Genomic DNA, 19,105 nt, shown 5'->3' with positions numbered 1-19,105 from the left:
GCCGAGTTACCCCAGTCTTCACGGAACGTTCACAGGGGAGACACTGCACTCCGCCGACTATCGCAGCGCGAATAGTCTTCGGGGCAAGCGTGTTCTCATCATCGGAGGCGGAAACTCCGGCTGCGACATCGCGGTAGACGTGTCCTCCTCCGCCGACACCGTCTTCCACAGCATGCGACGGCCGTACTACTTCATGCCGAAGTTCATCGAAGGCCGCCCGACGCAGGAGTGGCTGATGGATCTGCCGCGGCAGCTCGGAAAGGGGGTCGACGTCTGGTCTCACGTGCGCCGGGTCTTCAAGCTCGCGGGCTTCGACCCGTCCGACTACGGCCTGCAGGCGCCCGATTACGGGATCAACCAGGCGCACCCCATCATCAATTCACACTACTTGTGCCACGTGGGTCAGGGCGACATCGTGCCCAAGTCGGACGTCGTGTCGCTCGACGGGCAGCGCGTAAAATTCGCGGATGGCAGCGCCGTCGATGTGGATTGTATCCTCTATGCCACCGGCTATATTCCGCACTTCCCGTTCCTTGACGAGCGCCACCTCGCATGGACGCAAGGTCGCCCGGACTTGTTCCTGCGCATCTTTCATCGCGAGCATGACAATTTGTTTCTTGTCGGTTTCGTCAATGCGCCCGCAGGGCTCGGCAATGTCGTCAATGCCATTGGCAATCTTCTTGCTACCTACCTGCGCGCTCGAGAGCGGGACACCCCCGCCTTCCGTCGATTCCGTGCGCTCATGAACGGGCCTGATCCGGATCTCGGCGGGCAGAATTATATACATAGTGAGCGCCACGCGTTCGAGGTCGACCTCTGGAAGATGATCCAGGCCATAAGTTTCTTCCGCGCCAAGCTCGAGGTGGGTGCCAGTCATGGCACGTCCAGCGCCGCGAGCCTCGCCGGCGCCCCGCTTCAGAGACTGCATGAAAACACGAGAAATCCATAAGCTCCCTGAAGTTGAAGGCCGTGGGGTTCAGCCGATCGGGCCGCGATTCTCCGAGCGCCTGCGCAGGCTGACTGCGGAGATCCTGAAGCTCGACATCGAGGAGGTGGACCTCCGCCAGCCCGTCGTCGATTACGGGCTCAACTCGGTTCTGGCCACTGAGTTCATCGAGCGCTTCGAGAAGCTCTTTGGCATCAAGCTGGCGCCTACGGTCTTCTTCGAGTATCAGGACCTCCTCGCGCTCGCAAACCACCTCGTCGAGAGGTATCCGGACCGGATCGAGCGCGCCCTGGATACGGACAAGAGCGCGCCCGAGCCCGCGCCGCTGCGCGGGACAGGCACCGCGAACGGCGCCGCGGCGTCCGACGCGAGCGCGCGCGGTCACACTCCCCGCGCGCAGCCGAGCGGCGCCGGCGCGCCGATGAGCGACCTCGAGGCGCTCTGGGGCAGCGAGGGGCAGGAGACGACGCCCGGGGAGCTGGCCTCCACGAAGGCCCCGACGCCCGGCACCCGAGAGCGCGCTCCGGCCGGCGCGGTGCCCTCGGAGCGCGATGACATCGCCGTGATCGGCCAGAGCGCCGTGCTGCCGGCCAGCGCAGACATCGAGGAGTTTTGGGCGCACCTTCTGGCAGGCGACCACCTGGTCACGCGGATCCCCGCCGAGCGGATCGCAGCGGCGACATACCACCCCGCATCGATCGGCGGGGGGCGACGCTCGGACGTGGCGTGGGGGGCATTCCTCGACGGCGTGGACGCCTTCGACGCCGCGTTCTTCGGGATCACGCCGCGCGAGGCGGAGCTCATGGATCCGCAGCAGCGGCTCTTTCTCCAGTCCGTCTGGCACGTCATCGAGGACGCCGGCTATGACCCGCGAGGGCTCGCCAACAGCCGGACCGGCGTCTTCGTTGGGGTCGCGACCACTGACTACCTCGATCTCGCGATGGAGGCTGGCGTCGCCGCGGACGCCTATATGGCGACCGGCCTCGCGCACTCCATCCTCGCGAATCGCGTGTCGTTTCTCCTTGGGCTCAACGGCCCGAGCGAGCCGGTGAACACCGCCTGCTCAAGCTCGCTCGTCGCCATTCACCGCGCCGTCCAGGCGATCCGGGCGGGGGACTGCGACATGGCGATCGCCGGCGGCGTGAACCTCATCCTGCATTCGCGGGTATCGGACGCGTTCCAGAAGGCCGGGATGCTGAGCCCGACGGGGCGCTGCAACGCGTTCGCGGCGGGGGCCGACGGCTTCGTGCGGGGTGAAGGCGTAGGCGCCGTCCTGCTCAAGCCGCTCCGCAAGGCGCGCGCAGATGGGGATCACATCCGCGGCGTCATCCGCGGGTCTGCGATCAACCACAACGGCCGCTCGGGGACGCTCGTCGCTCCGCGGCTCGACGCGCAGGTCGACGTGCTCCTTCGAGCGTACGCGAACGCAGACGTCGACCCGTCCACCGTCGGGCTCATCGAGGCCTACGGCGTCGGCGCAGACGTCTCCGATCAGGTCGAGATCCTCGGGCTCAAGCGCGCCTTCAGCGAGCTGTACCAGCGGTGGGGGCTCCCCGCCCCAGAGCGCCCGCACTGCGCGATCGGCTCCGTGAAGACGAACGTGGGCAGCCTCGAGACCGCCTCTGGCATGGCGTCTCTCGCCAAGGTGCTGCTCGCGATGAAGCACGCCCAGCTCCCGATGAACGCGAATGCGAACGCGAACGCGCTCAACCCGCACATCGATCTGGGCGGCAGCCCGTTCTACCTCCTCGACCTGACGACGGCGTGGCCGCACGTCGTCGACCCGCGCGCAGGGCGCACCCCGCGCCGGGCGGGGATCAGCGCGTTCGGCTACGGCGGCGTCAACGCTCACATCGTCGTGGAGGAGCCCCCCGCGTCCGAGGCCACGGCGGAGACCGACGCGGGCCCGCGCATCCTCGTGCTCTCGGCCCGGACCGAGGAGCGCCTGCGCGCGTATGCCGCGCGGCTCGCGCGCTCCCTGCGGCGCGAGATCGAGGCCGGCACCGCTCCCGCGCTGCGGGACCTCGCGTTCACCTTGCAAGTCTCGCGCGCGTCGTGGGAATGCCGCGCGGCCGCGATCGTCTCGGATCTCGCGTCGGCGCTGTCCGCGCTGGACGCCATCGCGTCGGGCGAGGTGCGGACCTCCGGCGTGCTCCTCGGCGAGGTCCCGAAGCGCACCGTGAAGTCCGCGATCGCCGGCCCGAGCTCGGCGGAGCAGGAGGAGCAAGTAACGCTCATCGCCGATCGACAGTGGAAGGCCCTGGCCCGGCGGTGGGTCGAAGGGGAGAGCGTGGCGTGGACGTGGCTCTACGCTGACGGGCCAGCGCCGCGGCGGGTCTCGCTGCCGGGGTATCCCTTCGAGCGGCGCCGCCATTGGCTCTTCGAGCGAGGGGAAGCAGGCCGGCTCAAGCTGAAGGGCGAGGGCTCGCACGTCGAAGCGGGCGCGATCCAGGCAGAGCCGCGCGGCGACGCGTTGGGCTCTGGCGAGGCGGCTCAGGCGCACGAGCGGCGCGAGCTCCTGCGGACTACCTATCGCGCCGAGGACCCCGTGCTGAAGGGCCACATGGTCCGAGGCGTCGGCGTCGTACCCGCGTCGTCGCTCCTCGAGCGGACCTTCGCGGCCGCGAGCTCGCTGTCCGCGGAGCGGTGCGCCCTCGAGCGGATTGTGTTCCTGCGGCCGCTTTCGTGCGCGCGCGGCGAGGTCTCCGTCCGCGTCGTGGTCGCGCAGCGTGAGCGAGGATGGGAGCTCGAGATCCAGGACGATCCCGGAGCGGTCTACGCGCGCGGCGCCATCGCCCTCGGGGATGGCGGCCCGACGCCGCAGCCTCTGCCCCTCGACGAGATCGAGCAGCGTTGCGCCGACGAGTTCCCCGCGGCGCAGCTATATCGCCTCCTGTCCGACGCCGGCATCGCGTACAGCCTCGGCTTCCGCGTGCTGACGCGCGTCGGGAGGGGGGCGGGCGAGGCCTTGGGGCGCTACCGACTGGACCGGGCGGCGCCCGCTTCCGAGGAGCTGCCGGGCGCCATCTTCGAGGGCGCGATCCAGACCCTGGCCGCGGTCCTATCTACGGGCTCGGGCCGGGTGGTCTTCTCCCTCGGGCGCGTCGAGATCTGGCGGCGGCCGGGGCGCAGCGGGTGGACGTATGTCCGGCGCACCAGCGATGAGCACTTCGACGTTATCGTCACGGATGATGTCGGCGCCATCTGCGTCCGGCTCCTCGACGTGACGCTCCGCGCCCCTGCTGCCTCCGCTCGAGAGGAAGCCGCGGAGCGCGCCGAGCCGCTCGCGGCTCCTTCATCGCTCCAGGCGGCCCTGTCGCCAGCGCAGTCTCGGCTGCGCGCCGTGGACGCGACGGCCCACCTGGGCGCCCTGGCGAAGCTCGAGTCCTTCGCGCAGAGGTTGCTCCTCCACACGCTGCGCGGCGCAGGCATCGACCTCTCTCGAGCAGGAGGCGTCGACCGAGACGCGATCCGTCGCGCTCTTCGCGTCACACCCGCTCGCGCGCGGCTGCTCTCGGCCCTGCTGAACGCGGTCCGTGCGGCGAATGCGCCGGCCGCCGAGCACGCATGGGACCCCGCGCTGGAGGCGGACCGCCTCGCCGCGGAGTCGCCTTCCATCGCGCCCCACCTGGCCTTCCTCTCGCGCTGTGCCGCGCACCTCGTCGCCGTGCTGCGCGGCGAGGTGACTCCGACCGAAGTCGTATTCCCCGGCGGATCGAGCCACCTCGTCGAGGCGGTGTACGGCGACAGCCCCTTGACCGTCCCGTTCAACGAGGCCGTCGCGACGGCCGTGCGAACGTTCGTCGCGCAGCGGGCCAGTGCGCAGGGGCCGGACACGCACGTCCGCATCGTCGAGGTGGGGGCTGGGACCGGAGGCACCAGCATTCCTGTGCTCGACGCGCTCGAACCTTGGCACCGGAGCGTCGAGTACGTCTACACGGATATCTCCCGCGGCCTCCTGCGCCGGGCGGAGAAGCGGTTCGGAGCGACGCGCCCCTTCGTTCGCTTCGCGGCGCTCGATATCGAAGCAGACATCGAGCAGCAGGGATTCTCGGCCGGCAGCTTCGATATCGTCATCGCCGCCAACGTCCTGCACGCGACACGGGACATCGAGCAAGCCGTCGGCAATACGAGAAACCTCCTCGCTCCGGGCGGCTGGCTCATCGTGAGCGAGGCGACGAGCCTGCAGCTGTTCCTCACGATGACGTTCGGCCTCCTCGACGGCTGGTGGAGGTCCGAGGACAATCGCCGGTCCTCTGATGGGCCGCTCCTCGGCCTGGGCGGCTGGCAGGAGCTCCTCCGCGACCTCGGCTTCTCTGCGGTGTCCGCGCTCACGGCGCCTGTCTCCGGCAGCGCGGAGCCGCATCAGGCGGTGCTGGTTGCGGAGAGCGACGGTCGCATCGCCCGCCCGAGCGCTCCGCGACCCGCCGAGGCGCGCCAGCCTCGCGTTGCCGCGCGCACCGGCCGGCAGGTCGTCGGCCCTCGGGCTGGAGGCCTCGAGGCCGCAGAGCCGATCGTTCGTGAGCTCGTGGCGCAGATCTGCGCCGCGCTGCGGATGAAGCCTGACGACGTGGACGTCCACCAGCCGTTCGCGGACTACGGCGTCGACTCCATCATCGCCGTGGAGCTCGTCGAGCGGGTGAACCGGATCCTCGGGGCGAGGCTGCTCCCGACAGCCCTCTTCGAGCACAACAACATCCTTGCGCTCGCGTCCCACCTCGCGGAGGAGCTCGCCGATGCGCCGCACACGGGCGCTCTGGGCGCCGGCGCAGGATCGGCCGCCTCGGCGGACGTGGGCGGCACCGGTGTCGCGCCGGACACCGCGGTCGCGGCGCAGGTCGGCGGCGGGGCGGAGCGCGCGTCCGACGCCAGCGCGTCGGATGGCCTGATCGCGGTCATCGGGATGTCGGGGCGCTTTCCGGGCGCGAGGAATCTGGCCGAGTTCTGGCGGCTGCTCGCGAGCGGCACGTGCGCCATTCGGAAGGCGCCCAAAGAGCGCTGGGCGGCGGAGGAGATCTTCGATCCCGACCCGGACCGACTCGACCGGTCCTACTGCATCGAGGGCGGCTTCCTCGATGACATCGACCTGTTCGACGCCGCGTTCTTCGGGATCACCGGGCGCGAGGCCGAGCTGACGGATCCGCAGCACCGGCTCTTCCTGGAGGAAGCCTACGCCGCGCTCGAGGACGCGGGATACGCTACGGAGTCCATCCGAGGGGCGCGGTGCAGCGTGTTCGTCGGCGCCGGCGCCGGCGACTACCTGAACCGCATGCTCGAGCTCCGGATCCCGAAGGGCGCGCAGGCGTTCTGGGGGAACACGGCTTCGGTCCTGGCGTCACGCCTGTCCTACTTCCTGGACATGAAGGGCGTCTCCCTCGCGGTCGACACTGCGTGCTCGTCGTCGCTCGTGGCGATCCACCTCGCCTGCCAGAGCCTCCTCGACGGCGAGAGCGACCTCGCGATTGCCGGCGGGGCTTTCCTCAACGTCACCCCGAACTTCCACATCCTGGCGAGCAACGCGCGGATGCTGTCGCCCGTGGGGCGCTGCAAGGCGTTCTCCGCGGACGCCGACGGCTTCGTGCCCGGCGAGGGCGTCGGCGCCGTGGTGCTCAAGCGGCTCGACGCCGCGCTGCGCGACGGCGACTGCATCCACGGGGTCATCCTCGGTTCGGCCGTCAACCAGGACGGCAGGACGAACGGGATCATCGCGCCGAGCGTCGAATCCCAGGCCGCGCTGCTGCGCGAGGTGTATGACCGGAACGGGATCGATCCGGCCACCATCACCTACGTCGAGGCGCACGGCACGGGGACGAAGCTCGGTGACCCCATCGAAGTGGAGGGGTTGACCCGGGCGTTCCGCGCATTCACCGACGCGCGGGGGTACTGCGCCCTCGGCTCGGTGAAGACGAACATGGGGCACGCCGCGACGGCGGCGGGGATCGCCGGCCTGCTGAAGGGGCTGCTGTGCCTCCGGTACGGCCAGATCCCGCCCTCGCTCCACTTCAGCGCCCCGAACCCGGCGATCGACTTCGGCGCAAGCCCCTTCTTCGTCAACGCCGAGCTCCGCGAGTGGGGCCGCGATCGGGGACCGCGACGGATGACCGTGAGCTCCTTCGGGTTTGGAGGCACCAATGCGCACCTCGTCCTGGCGGAGCCGCCCGAGCGCCCGCTCCGGCCGGCGGCGCGGAAGCCTGCGGCGTACGTAGTCCCCCTGTCCGCGAAGCACCCCGACGCGCTGCGCCGGCGCGTCTCCGACCTCGGGCGCTGGCTCGCGGAGCAGGGCCCGCGGCACGACCTCGGCGATGTGGCCTATACGCTGCAGCGCCGCAGGAGCCATCATGCCCACCGCGCCGCGTTCGTCGTCCGCGATGCGCAGGAGCTCCTCGACGCCATCCGGGCCGTAGAGCAGGAGGGGCGGCATCCGTGCTCGCTGACGAGCGAGGGGCGGGGCTCCGTCACAGGGCTACGTCGCTCGCTCGACGAGCTTGCGGCCTCGCTCTGCCGCGAGCTCGGCGACGGAGCGCTGCCCCCGGACGAGCAGCACAAGAAGAGCGTCGCGCTCGCCGAGCTCTACGTCGTGGGCACGGACATCGACTGGGAGCGCGCCTTCCCCGAAGAGAGCCGCACGGTCTCCTTGCCGACCTACCCTTTCGTGCGCCAGCGCTTCTGGGCAGAGCCTCCCGCGGAGGCGTCGCCGCGCGCCGCGGAGGGCCCGAGGCCGAGCCTGCCGGTGACGGACGGAGCCCGTCGGCTCGCCTACTTCGGTCCGCGCTGGGACCGCGCCCCCCTGCCGAGCGCCACGGCGAGAGCGTGGCCGGGCGGTGATCTCGCCGTGTTCGATCTCGACGCTCAGCTAGTGCGCGAGCAGCAGGCCCGCGGCCTCGACGGCGCGCGTCGGATCCTGTGGGTCCGCCCGGGGCCGCGCTTCGAGATCTCGGCGCCGGACACGATCGCCGTCGACCCGAGCAGCCCGGACGACTACCGGCAGCTCTGGGCGCACCTCGCTGGATCGGGGCGCGCGCCGGCCGCTCTCGTGCTGCTCTGGCCGTGGCGCCTGTCCGCCAGGGCGAACGCGGACGCGGTCGACGTCGAGCAGGCGCTCGCGCATGGGATCCGCGCCATAGAGCTGCTCGCCCGCGCGATGTGCGGAGCGCCGCCTGCGGCCGAGACGCGGCTCGTCCTCGTGCACCGCGGCGACCTCGAGGTCCGCGCGGGCGACCAGCCCTTGGGCGAGGCCGCTGCAGCTTACGGCAGGTCGCTCCGGCCGCTGCTGCCGCAGGTCCGCTTCCTGTCGTTGATGCTGCCCGGGGATCTCGACGAGCGCCGCCTTGCCGACCTGCTCGACCGGGAGCTCTCCGACGCGGGGGGGGATCCGCACCGGGAGGTCGCGTACGACGGCGGCGAGCGCTACGTGCGCGGCCTCGGCCCGGCCGAGCCGATCCCCTCCGAGGACGGCGCGGCGCTCCGCGAGCGCGGGCATTACCTCATCACGGGCGGCGCCGGTGGTCTCGGGCGGATCTTCGCGCGCCACCTTGCGCGCCGTTGCCAGGCGCGGCTGCTGCTACTCGGCCGATCCCCGCTCGATGAGCGCCTGCGCGCCGAGCTCACGTCGCTCGAGGACCTCGGCGCCGAGGTCATGTACCACCAAGCGGACGTCACGCGGACGCGCGATCTCGAGGGCGCGCTGGCGGAGGCGAAGCGGCGCTTCGGGCCGTTGCACGGCGTCATCCACGCCGCGGGCGTGATCACGGGGCGATTGCTGGCCGACAAGAGCCATGCGGAGTTCGAGGCGACGCTGCGGCCGAAGATCGTGGGCACACCGGCGATCGACGCCGTCACCGCGGGCGAGCCGCTCGACTTTTTCGTCGCTTTCTCCTCGGCCTCGTCCTGGCTCGGGGACATGGGCCAGGGCGATTACGCGGTCGCGAATCGGTTCATGGACGCTTACTGCCTGCACCGCGAGGGCCTGCGGCGGCGCGGCCTGCGCCACGGACGCTCGGCGTCGATCGCCTGGCCCCTCTGGCGCGACGGGGGCATGCGCTTCGCTCCAGATCTGGAGCAGCGGTACCTGCGCTCCTCGGGGCTTGCCCTGGTCGAGGAGCACCAGGGCATCGAGGCGTTCGACGCGATCCTCGCGGGCCGCCCGATCCAGGTGATGCCGCTCGTCGGTGACCTGTCGCTCCTCGCCCCGATCCTGGGGCTCTCCGCGCCTCGAGCGCGACCGACCGTCAATGTAGCCGCCGTGGACCGCGGGACGCGCGAGGCGCCCGCCGGCGGACGGAGCGGGGCGGCGGGCCCCGCGCGGGAGCAGATCGAGGCGGATTTGCGCAAGATCATCACCGCGCACTTCAAGGTGAACCTCGGCGAGCTCGAGCTCGACGACAACCTCGGGGCGCTCGGCTTCGACTCGCTCATGCTCACGGAGCTCGCCGATCGACTGAGCAGGCGCTACGGGGTCGAGGTCCTCCCGACGGTGTTCTTCAGCCACAACACCGTTCGGAGCCTCGCGGCCCACCTGGTGGAGACGTTCGGCCCTGGGCTCCGTCTCGAGGAGAGCTCGCCGCAGGCGGCTTGTGGGGCTGAGGTCAGCGCCTCGCCGCTCGAGGCACCGCTTGCCGTCGCCGGCGAGGCGCCAGCCGTCCGCGAGGCGCCAGCCGTTCGGGAGGCGCCGTCCGGAGCGCCCGGATCGGAGCCGAGCGCCATCGGCCGAGCCCGTCAGGGCTCGGACATCGACGGCGACGCCATCGCCATCGTCGGGATGAGCGGCGTGTTCCCGGGGGCGCGGGATCTCGAGGAGCTCTGGGAGCACCTCGTGGCCGAGCGGGATCTCATCACCGAGGTGCCGCCGGAGCGATGGGACTGGCGCGCGCACTTCGGTGCAGAGCGCGGCCAGTCGACCTCGAGGTGGGGCGGCTTCATCGCCGACGTCGATCGCTTCGACGCCGCCTTCTTCCGCATCTCGCCGCTCGAGGCCAAGCTGATGGACCCCCAGCAGCGCCTGTTCCTCGAGCACGCGTGGAAAGCGATCGAGTCCTCGGGCCATCGCGCGTCGGAGCTCGCCGGACGAGCCGTTGGCGTGTTCGCCGGCGTGCAGTTCAACGACTACCAGATGCTCCTGTCCTCGCGCGCCGATTACCGGGCGCAGGTGGTCACGGGGAACGCTCACACGATGGTCGCCAACCGCGTCTCGTACGTGCTCGACCTGCACGGCCCGAGCGAGGCGATCGACACGGCCTGCTCCGCGAGCCTCGTCGCCCTGAACCGCGCCGTCCGCGCGCTCCGAGCGGGCGAATGCGAGGCGGCGCTCGTGGGCGGCGTCAGCCTGATGCTCGCGCCGTCGACGATGATCGGCGCGAGCCAGCTCGAGGTCCTGTCGCCCCGGGGCCGGTGCCGCACCCTCGACGCGGGCGCGGACGGGTTCGTCAAGGGCGAGGGCGTGGGCGTCCTCTTCCTCAAGCCGCTGTCCGCGGCGCTCGCCGACGGTGATCCGATCCGCGCGCTCCTCCGCGGCGCGGCGGTGAACCATGGTGGGCGCGCGCACTCGCTGACCGCCCCCAACGCCGACGCTCAGGCCGCGCTCCTCCAGGCCGCGTACGAGGACGCGGGCGTGGCCCCCGAGACGGTCACGTACGTCGAGCTGCACGGGACGGGCACCAAGCTCGGCGATCCCGTCGAGGTCGAGGGGCTCAAGAAGGCGTTCGGGCGCACGAGCGCTGCCGCTGCTGGCGCGACCTGCGGCCTCGGGTCGGTGAAGGCCAACATCGGCCACCTCGAGCCGGCCGCCGGGATCGCGGGCGTGATCAAGGTCATCCTGTCGATGCGCCACGGGGTGCTGCCGGGCAACCCGCACCTCGTCGAGCTCAACCCCTACCTCCAGATCGAGGGGACCCCGTTCTACGCCGTCGAGCGCACGCGCTCGTGGCAGCGCCTCGCCGATCCGAGCGGCGACCCCGTGCCGCGGCGCGCCGGCGTGAGCTCCTTCGGGTTCGGGGGCGCCAACGCCCATGTGGTGCTCGAGGAGCACGTCCAGACGCCCGCGGCTTCGGCGAGCGGTCACGCCGGGCCAGAGCTCATCCTCCTGTCGGCCCGCGACGAGGAGCGCCTGCGCGACGCCGCCGCAGCGCTCGTCGCCTACCTCGAGCGCCGGAGGGGGCGCGGCGGCGAGGCGCTGCCCGCGCTGCGCGATATCGCCTTCACCCTCATGCTCGGGCGGGAGGAGCTCGAGTGCCGGCTCGCGGTCGCCGCCGGAACGCACGAGGAGCTCATCGAGAAGCTCCGCGCCGCGCTCGGCGCCGACCCGAGCTGCCCCGGCGTCCACCGCGGCCACGTCAGCCGACGGGTGCTGCCAGCAGAGAGCGACGACGTGGCGGCGCTGCGCGCCCTCGCCGAGCGCGATCTCGACGCGCTGGCGCGCCTCTGGACCGGCGGGGCCCGGATCGCGTGGCAGCCCCTCTTCGAGGGCGAGCCGCGGCCTCGCAGGGTGTCCATCCCGACCTACCCCTTCCGAGGGCCCCGGTACTGGTTCGACACCTCCTCGAGCATGGACAGGGGCAGGTCGGACGGCGACGGGAAGCCGGAGCTCGCGCCGGCGACAGACCCCACGTTCGCGGAGGTCTGGGAGCGCCGAGCGCGGTCCTACCAGGGCGACGAGGTGACGCTGAAAGTCGTCGACGGCTCGATCGCATGGATCGAGATGAACGACCTGGCCCACCGGAACATGTTCTCGGAGGGCCTCGTCCTCGGCCTGCTGGCGCGCTTCCGCGAGATCCAAGGCCGCACCGACATCAAGGCCGTGGTCCTCACGGGCGGGGGCAACGTCTTCATGATGGGCGGCACCGAAGAGGGCTTGATCGATATCGCGGACGGGAACGCGAAGTACTCCGATCTGCCGTTCCTCTACGAGGGGCTCCTGCGCTGCGAGGTCCCGGTGATCACCGCGATGCAGGGGCACGCGCTCGGCGCGGGCCTCTGCTTCGGCCTCTACGCCGATATCGTGGTGATGGCCGAGGAGGCGGTCTACGGCGCGAATTTCATGAGCTACGGCTTCACACCGGGGCTCGGCGCCACGTTCATCCTCGCCGAGCGCTTCGGAAACCCGCTCGCGACGGAGATGATGTACGTCGCGCGCTCGTTCACCGGACGGGAGCTGAAGGAACGGCGCTCCTCTCCGATCTTCCGCCCCGCCGCCGAGGTCCACGCGGAGGCGCTCGCCATCGCGCGCCGGCTGGCCGACAAACCGAGGGAGTCCCTCGTCATCCTCAAGCAAGAGCTCGCCAGCCGCACGCTCGCCGCGCTCCCCCGCGTGATCGCTGCGGAGATCGAGATGCACAGGCAGACCTTCGCGATCCCCGAGGTGCGCGACCGCATCCGCGAGCACTTCGCGAAAGCGAGCCTGCAGCCGATCGCCGCCGCGGGGCAGCCGGCGGCGCGCGGGGCGGCCGCCGGCGCCCAGCTCAGCAGCGCGCCGACGCCTGGCGCCGCCGGCGCTGGCGTTATCGGGGCCGAGCCGGTCGATCTGGGTCGCGAGGGCACCTCGTACGCCAGCGCGGCGCGCACGCCCGAGCCGCGCCCCAGCGCCGAATCCGTCGCCGTACAGGCGTCCGCCCCCGCACGGCAGGCGGCTGAGGCCAGCGCGCCGAGCGCCGCAGCGGCCGCTGCGCCGTCGCTGGCGACCGCGGTGCCCCCCGCGCCGATCGCCGCCGCCGACGCGATCTCCGCCACCCTCCGCCGGCTTCGGGGCCTTCTGTCCGACGCTCTCCAGATCGAGGACGAGGTCGACGCAGAGCTGCCGTTCCAGGAGATGGGGGTCGATTCCATCAGCGGCGTCGAGATCATTCGCGACATCAACCGCACCTTCGGCCTGAACCTCGAGGCGATCGCGCTCTACGATCACCCGACGCTGAACGCGCTGGCCGAGCGGGTCCAGGCCGAGCTCGTCAAAGCGGGACGCCCGTTGCCGGGGGAGCCTTCAGGGCAGGAAGCGGCAGCGCCGGCTGCCTCGCACGCAGGTGCGTCGTCCGAGCAGGCTACCCCGGCGGAGCCGGCGCGGAGCGCCATCGCGCCACCCCCGTCCGCGCTGGCCACGGCGGCAGCGCCGACGGCATCCGCGGCCGCGCCCGCGGCGGACGCGGCCGACACCGACATGGAGCAGGCTCGCGTGACGGCCGCGAAGGCCGCGTCCTTGGAACGCACGGCCGCTGAACGCGCCGCCTCCATCGACGGAGGCGCCACGGTGACCGCGGCCGAGGACGTCGCGATCATCGGCATGTCCGGGCGCTTCCCCGGCGCCCCCGATCTCGATCGGTTCTGGCACAACCTCGCCCACGGGGTCGACAGCGTCACCGAGGTCCCCCCCGAGCGCTTCGATGTGGCAAGGGTGTTCGATCCGGATCCCCGCGCAGCTGGCCGGACCTACTGCAAGTGGGGCGGCTTCCTCACGGACATCGACCGGTTCGACGCCGAGTTCTTCCACGTCTCCCCGAAGGAAGCCGAGATGATGGCGCCTGAACAGCGGCTCTTCCTCGAGGAGTCCTGGAGGGCGCTGGAGGATGCCGGCTACTCGGATCGCCGCCTGGCCGGCAGCCGGTGCGGTGTGTTCGTCGGCGCCAGCGCGCGCGATTACGTGGAGCGGGCGCGCGGGCGGAAGACGGCGCACGCGCTGACGGGCCTGTCGAACAGCGTCCTCGCCGCGCGCATCGCCTACCACCTCGACCTCAAGGGCCCGGCTATCGCCGTGGACACGGCCTGCTCGTCGTCCCTCATCGCCATCTGGCTCGCCTGCCAGAGCCTGCTCGCGGGCGAATGCAACATGGCGATTGCGGGCGGGGTCACCCTGATGCTCTCCCCCGACTTCCTCATCGTCTCGAGCAGCGCCTCGGTGCTCTCGCCGACCGGCAAATGCGCGACGTTCAGCAGCGCGGCCGACGGCATCGTGATGAGCGAGGGGGTGGGCGTCGTCGTGCTCAAGCCCCTCGCGCGCGCGCTCGCTGACCGGGACCACATCCACGCGGTCATCAAGGCGGTCGGCGCGAACCAGGACGGCAAGACGAACGGCATCTCGGCGCCGAGCGCGCGCTCCCAGACCGCGCTCGAGCTCGAGGTCTACCGCCGCGCCGGGATCGATCCCGACCAGATCTCGTGCATGGAGGCGCACGGGACCGGGACGCCGCTCGGCGATCCCATCGAGCTGAAAGCGCTCAAGGATGCGTTCCCTGCGTACAGCGAGAAGCGGGCGCGCTGCCCGATCGGCTCGGTCAAGACCAACATCGGGCACGCAAACATGGCCGCCGGCGTCGCGTCGGTGATCAAGGTGGCGCTCTCGATGCGCCACCGGCAGATCCCGCCGTCGCTGCACTTTGACGAGCCGAACCCTCACATCGATTTCGGGAGCAGCCCGTTCTACGTCAACACGGCGCTCGCGCGCTGGGAGCGGCGCGGTGACAGCCCGCGGCTCGCCGCCCTCAGCTCGTTCGGGTTCAGCGGCACCAACGCGCACGCGGTCCTCGCAGAGCCGCCGCCGCCCGAGCGGCGCGGCGCGCGCTCGCGCCCCCACCTCGTCGTCCTCTCGGCGAAGGACGAGGCTGCTCTTCGGAGGCGGTTCGAGGACCTGATCGGGTGGCTCGGCAGGCAGGGCGACGACCTGTGGCTCGGCGACGTCAGCTTCACGCTGGGCGCCGGGCGCAGCCATTTCGAGCTCCGCAGCGCCTTCGTGGTGCGCGATCCCGACGAGCTCAGGGCGTCGCTCGAGGCAGCGCTGGCCGGCAAGGCCCAGCCGCATGCGCGCCGCGGCGAGGCGCCCTCGGACCACGCGAGGGTGCGCGAGGCGCGCGCGCGGGGCGCGCGCGCGCAGGACGCGTGCGCTCACGCCGGGGGCTCCGAGGACAGGCGCCGCCAGGCGTTGCTCGAGATGGCCGAGGCCTATGTCGGCGGGTATGACCCGGACTGGGAGGCCATCTTCGCGGACGAGGACGCGCTCCGCATCTCTCTCCCGACGTACCCCTTCCAGGGGGAGCGCTACTGGATCGACGACGAGGAGCAGAGGAGCAGCGCGCCCGCGGCGCATGCCGGCTCCCACCCGCTCATCGACGGCGCCGACTGGCGTGGCAGCCTGGGCGAGGGTCTCGTGTTTCGAAAGACCTTCTCGCCCGACGACCCGGTCGTGCGCGACCATCGGGTGCAGGGCCAGGCCATCCTGCCCGCGGTAGCGTACCTCGAGCTCGTCTTCGCGGCGCTGGCGGCCGCAGGCGAAGAGGCGGCGTGGACGCTCAGGCGGGTGCGGTGGCTCCGCCCGCTCGCCGTCGGGGATGTCGTCGAGGTGCAGGTGCGCCTGCGCGATGACAAGGGCCAGGTCCGCTTCGAGGTGACCAGCGGCAGGCCCGAGGAGCGCCAGGTCCACGCCCAGGGGGACCTGTGTCCGGCCGACCCGACGCCGCCGCGCGGCGTGGACCTCGATAGCATCCGCAGGCGCTGCGCGCGCCGCCTCGCCCACGACGAGATCTACGCGCAGTACGCGGGGCTGGGCATCGTGTACCAGGGCGATTACCAGGCGCTCGCGGAGGTCTCCGGCAACCGCCGCGAGGCGCTCGGGGTCCTGCGGCTGCCGTCAGAGGCAAAGGGCCACGATCGCTATCGGCTCGACCCAGCGCTTGCGGACGCAGCGCTGCAGGCGATCGCCGGCTTCGTGCTGGATGCGCAGGAGGGGCAGGCGCTGCTGCCCTTCTCGGCGGAAGAGGTGGAGGTCTACCGGCCCGTGGGCGCGGGCGGCTTCTCCTACCTCGAGCTGGCGGGGGAGCGGCGGTTCCACGTCACGCTGCTCGACCTCGCGGGAGACGTGTGCGCCGTGCTGCGGGACGTCTCGCTGCGGCCGTGGCGGGATCCCCTCGCCGATTTCTTCTACACGCCGCGGTGGGTCGAGCAGCCGTACGGCGACGCGCTGCCCCAGCAGCGCGCCGCGATGCGGAGCGTCCTCGTCATCCACGCTGACGAGCGCCTCGGGCTCAAGGAGGGCGTTGCGGCGCTCCACCCGGGCGCTGCGATCGCCGAGGTGGTGGTCGGCGCCCGCCACCGCCGGGGGGCGCCGGATTCCGTCGAGATCCCGGCCGGGGATCCGAAAGGGTACACCGCCGCGCTGGAGGATCTGCTCACCCGCGCCGGGAGCATCGACTGCATTTGCTTCCTGGCGAGCCTCCTGCCCCCCGGCGGGAGCGCCGGGGACCTCCGCGAAGTCCAGGAGCGGAGCGTCATCGCCCTCTTCCGGCTGATCAAGGGGCTCATCGACGCAGGCCTCCAGCGCGAGCCTCTGCGCCTCGCGGTGGCGACCAACGACGTGCACCCGGTGACCGGCAAGGAGGCGCTCGACGCCCGCGCCGCAGGGGTCCACGGGCTCACCAAGGCCATCGCCAAGGAGTTCTTCGGGTGGGACGTGTCGTGCGTGGACGTCAGCCTCGAGGGCGTGCGGCCTTTGGCGGGGCCGGACGCGTGGGGAGCGCTCCTGGCCGCGCTCTTGCGCGAGCCTCGCCAGCGGGGAGGCGAGGACGTGGCGGTGCGCGACGGCCGGCGTTTCGTTCGCGTCATCGAGAAGGTCACGCTGGCGCCGCGGCCCGAAGCGCGGCTCCGGCGCGGGGGCGTCTACCTCATCCTCGGCGGCGCTAAAGGGATCGGCCTCGCGCTGAGCCGCGACCTTGCGGCGCGCTTCTCCGCGCGGCTCGTGTGGCTCGGGCGGAGCCCCCTCGACGACGATCGGCGCCGTGACATGGACGAGATCCGCCGCGCGGGCGGCGAGGTGCTCTATCTCCAGGTCGACGCGACCGATCGACGCGCGATGGACGCGGTGGTCCAGGCCGCGCGGCAGCGATTCGGGCGGATCGACGGGGCCGTTCACTCGGCGATCGTGCTCGAGGATCGATCCCTGCTCCGGATGACCGAGGGCGAGCTCCGCGCGGTGCTCGGCCCCAAGGTCGACGGCGCGGTGAACCTCGTGGAGGCGCTCGCGGGAGAGGCGCTCGATTTCCTCGTCTTCTTCTCGTCGGCGCAGTCGTTCGCGGGCAGCGCCGGGCAGGGCAACTACGCCGCCGCGTCGACCTTCGAGGACGCCTTCGCGCACGCCATGGCGCGCCGCGCGCCGTTCCCCGTCCGGGTCATCAACTGGGGCTACTGGGGCACCGTGGGCATCGTCGCGAACGCCGAGGTCGCGATGCGCATGGCGGCCATGGGTATCGGCTCCATTCGCCCCGAGGAGGGCGTGGAGGCGTTCCGCCGCGTCCTGGCTCACGACCTCGTCCAGGTGATGGCGATCCGGGCCGACAAGAGGATTGGCGAGCGCCTCGACCTCCTTCAGAGCGACGGCAGCGAAGGCCACGGCGGCGGCCGCGAGCCCGCCGCACCCCCGCCCTGGGTGGACAGGGTTGTCGAGCGGACCGTGCTCCCCGCCATCGAGGCCGGGGTCATCCAGCGCTACGAGTCCGCCGCGACCGCCATCGACCGCCTCACGGCGCGCATGCTGCGGGAGACCCTCGTGCGGGCGGGCGCCCTGCCCCCCGGCCCGGCGCATCTCAGCCGCGGTGAGCTCCGCGAGCGGCTGCGCGTGCTGGATGGCTACCGCCGGCTGTTCGACGCGTCGCTCGACGTGCTCGCGCGCGCTGGTTACCTGCGCCTCGCCGGCGACGCCGTGGAGGTCCTGCGCGCCCCGGACGAGGCCGAGCCCCGCCTCGAAGCGGCGCGCGCGCGCATCCTCAAGGAGCACCCGGAGGCCCGCGCCGCGGTCTCGCTGCTCGATGTCTGCGTGGACGCGTTCCCGGGCGTCGTGAGCGGCGAGAAGGACCACATGGCGGTGCTCTTCCCCGGGGGAGGGATGTCGCGTGTCGAGGGCATCTACCGGGGCAACGCGGTCATCGACTACTTCAACCGCGTCACGGCGAGCGCTGTCGAGGCCTATGTCCGAGCGCGGCTCGCCGACGATCCCTCGGCGACCGTTCGAATCGTCGAGGTGGGGGCCGGTACCGGGGGCACGACCGCCTTCGTCCTCGAGGCCCTGAAGCCGCATGCCGCGCGCATCCGGTACCTCTACACCGACGTCTCACGCGGCTTCGCGGAGTTCGGGCGATCCCGCTTCGCCGCCACCTATCCGTTCGTGGAGTTCGAGGTGATCGACGCCGAGCGGGCGAGCCAGACGTCCGCCGTGCCGCTGGGCACGGTCGACGTGGTGCTCGCCAGCAACGCCATCCACGCGACCCGCCGCGTCGGCACGACGCTCGGCGAGATCCGCGCGCTCCTCCGGCCCGGCGGGCTGGTGCTGCTGAACGAGGGCTGCCGGCGCCGGGACTTCGCCACGCTGACCTTCGGCCTGACGAGCGGCTGGTGGCTCTACGAGGATGAGCGACTTCCTTGGGCGCCGCTCCTGAGCGTGGCCGGGTGGGAGCACGTCCTCAGGGAGAGCGGCTTCTCGGCCACGCGGGCGCTCGCGCTCCCGGGCGTGCGCCCCGAGGACGCCGCCCAGGTCGTCCTCGTCTCCGAGCGCGATCCGGTGTCATCGCGGCAAGAAGAGGCTCGACCCGCCACGGCGCCCGCGGCGGCGGCCCGTGCGTCGGAGCCCTCCGGGGAGCCGGCCCGACCGGCCGCCAGAGCGGCGGCCTCGGACAAGGATCTCCACGGGCGCGCGCTCGAGTACGTCACCCGCGTGCTCGGGGAGGTCCTGAAGAGCGAAGGGGCCAAGATCCGGCCCGACGCGACCCTCGAGCGCTACGGGATCGACTCGCTCATCAGCCAGGAGATCAACGCCCGATTCGAGCGCGATTTGGGCCCACTCCCGGCGACAATGCTCTTCGAGCACAACACCGCAGAGCGCCTGTCGGCGTACCTGCTGGCGGAGCACCGCGGCGCGCTCGCGCGGGTGCTCGGCCTGACGTCGAGCGAAACGGCCGCAGCGCACGAGGGGGCGGCCGACCAACGGCGAGGAGCGCGCGCGGACGCGACCCCGCCGGAGCCTCGCGGCAACGGTGGCCAAGACGCCAGGGCCACCGCGGCGCCCGGCGGCGACGTGCGCCGGAGGATCGCGCAGCTCTCGGATCAGCAGGTCGAGAGCCTCCTCAACAGCCTCATTCACACGAACCCCACCCTGAACGGGGGACGCTCACGCCGGTGAAAGATTACGATATGGATCAG

At 71.8% G+C, this 19,105-nt stretch carries 2 protein-coding genes (1 of these 2 running past the window's edge); both read left to right on the top strand.

Translation table 11 applies throughout. From position 1 onward, the window contains the following. Window positions 1-949 carry the 3' end of an SDR family NAD(P)-dependent oxidoreductase gene (locus tag WME75_RS42340; RefSeq protein WP_437495035.1) on the top strand. The gene continues 13,838 nt to the left of window position 1, outside the view, so only the last 949 of its 14,787 coding nucleotides appear in the window; its start codon lies off the left edge, out of view; it ends in the stop codon at window positions 947-949. Next, window positions 927-19,085 carry an SDR family NAD(P)-dependent oxidoreductase gene (locus WME75_RS42335; RefSeq protein WP_437483076.1) on the top strand — a complete coding sequence of 6,053 codons (18,159 nt, stop codon included), beginning with the start codon at window positions 927-929 and terminating at the stop codon, window positions 19,083-19,085. Before WME75_RS42340 ends, WME75_RS42335 begins: the two co-directional genes overlap by 23 nt. Window positions 19,086-19,105 lie beyond the last annotated feature (20 nt).

It is taken from the genome of Sorangium sp. So ce1014 (genome assembly GCF_051521505.1).
Taxonomy (GTDB): domain Bacteria; phylum Myxococcota_A; class Polyangia; order Polyangiales; family Polyangiaceae; genus Sorangium.
This window is presented reverse-complemented; position numbering and strand designations above follow the sequence as displayed.

Coding starts and splice junctions, on each gene's coding strand:
- WME75_RS42335 (WP_437483076.1), top strand. CDS start 927: ATGAAAACACGAGAAATCCATAAGCTCCCTGAAGTTGAAGGCCGTGGG.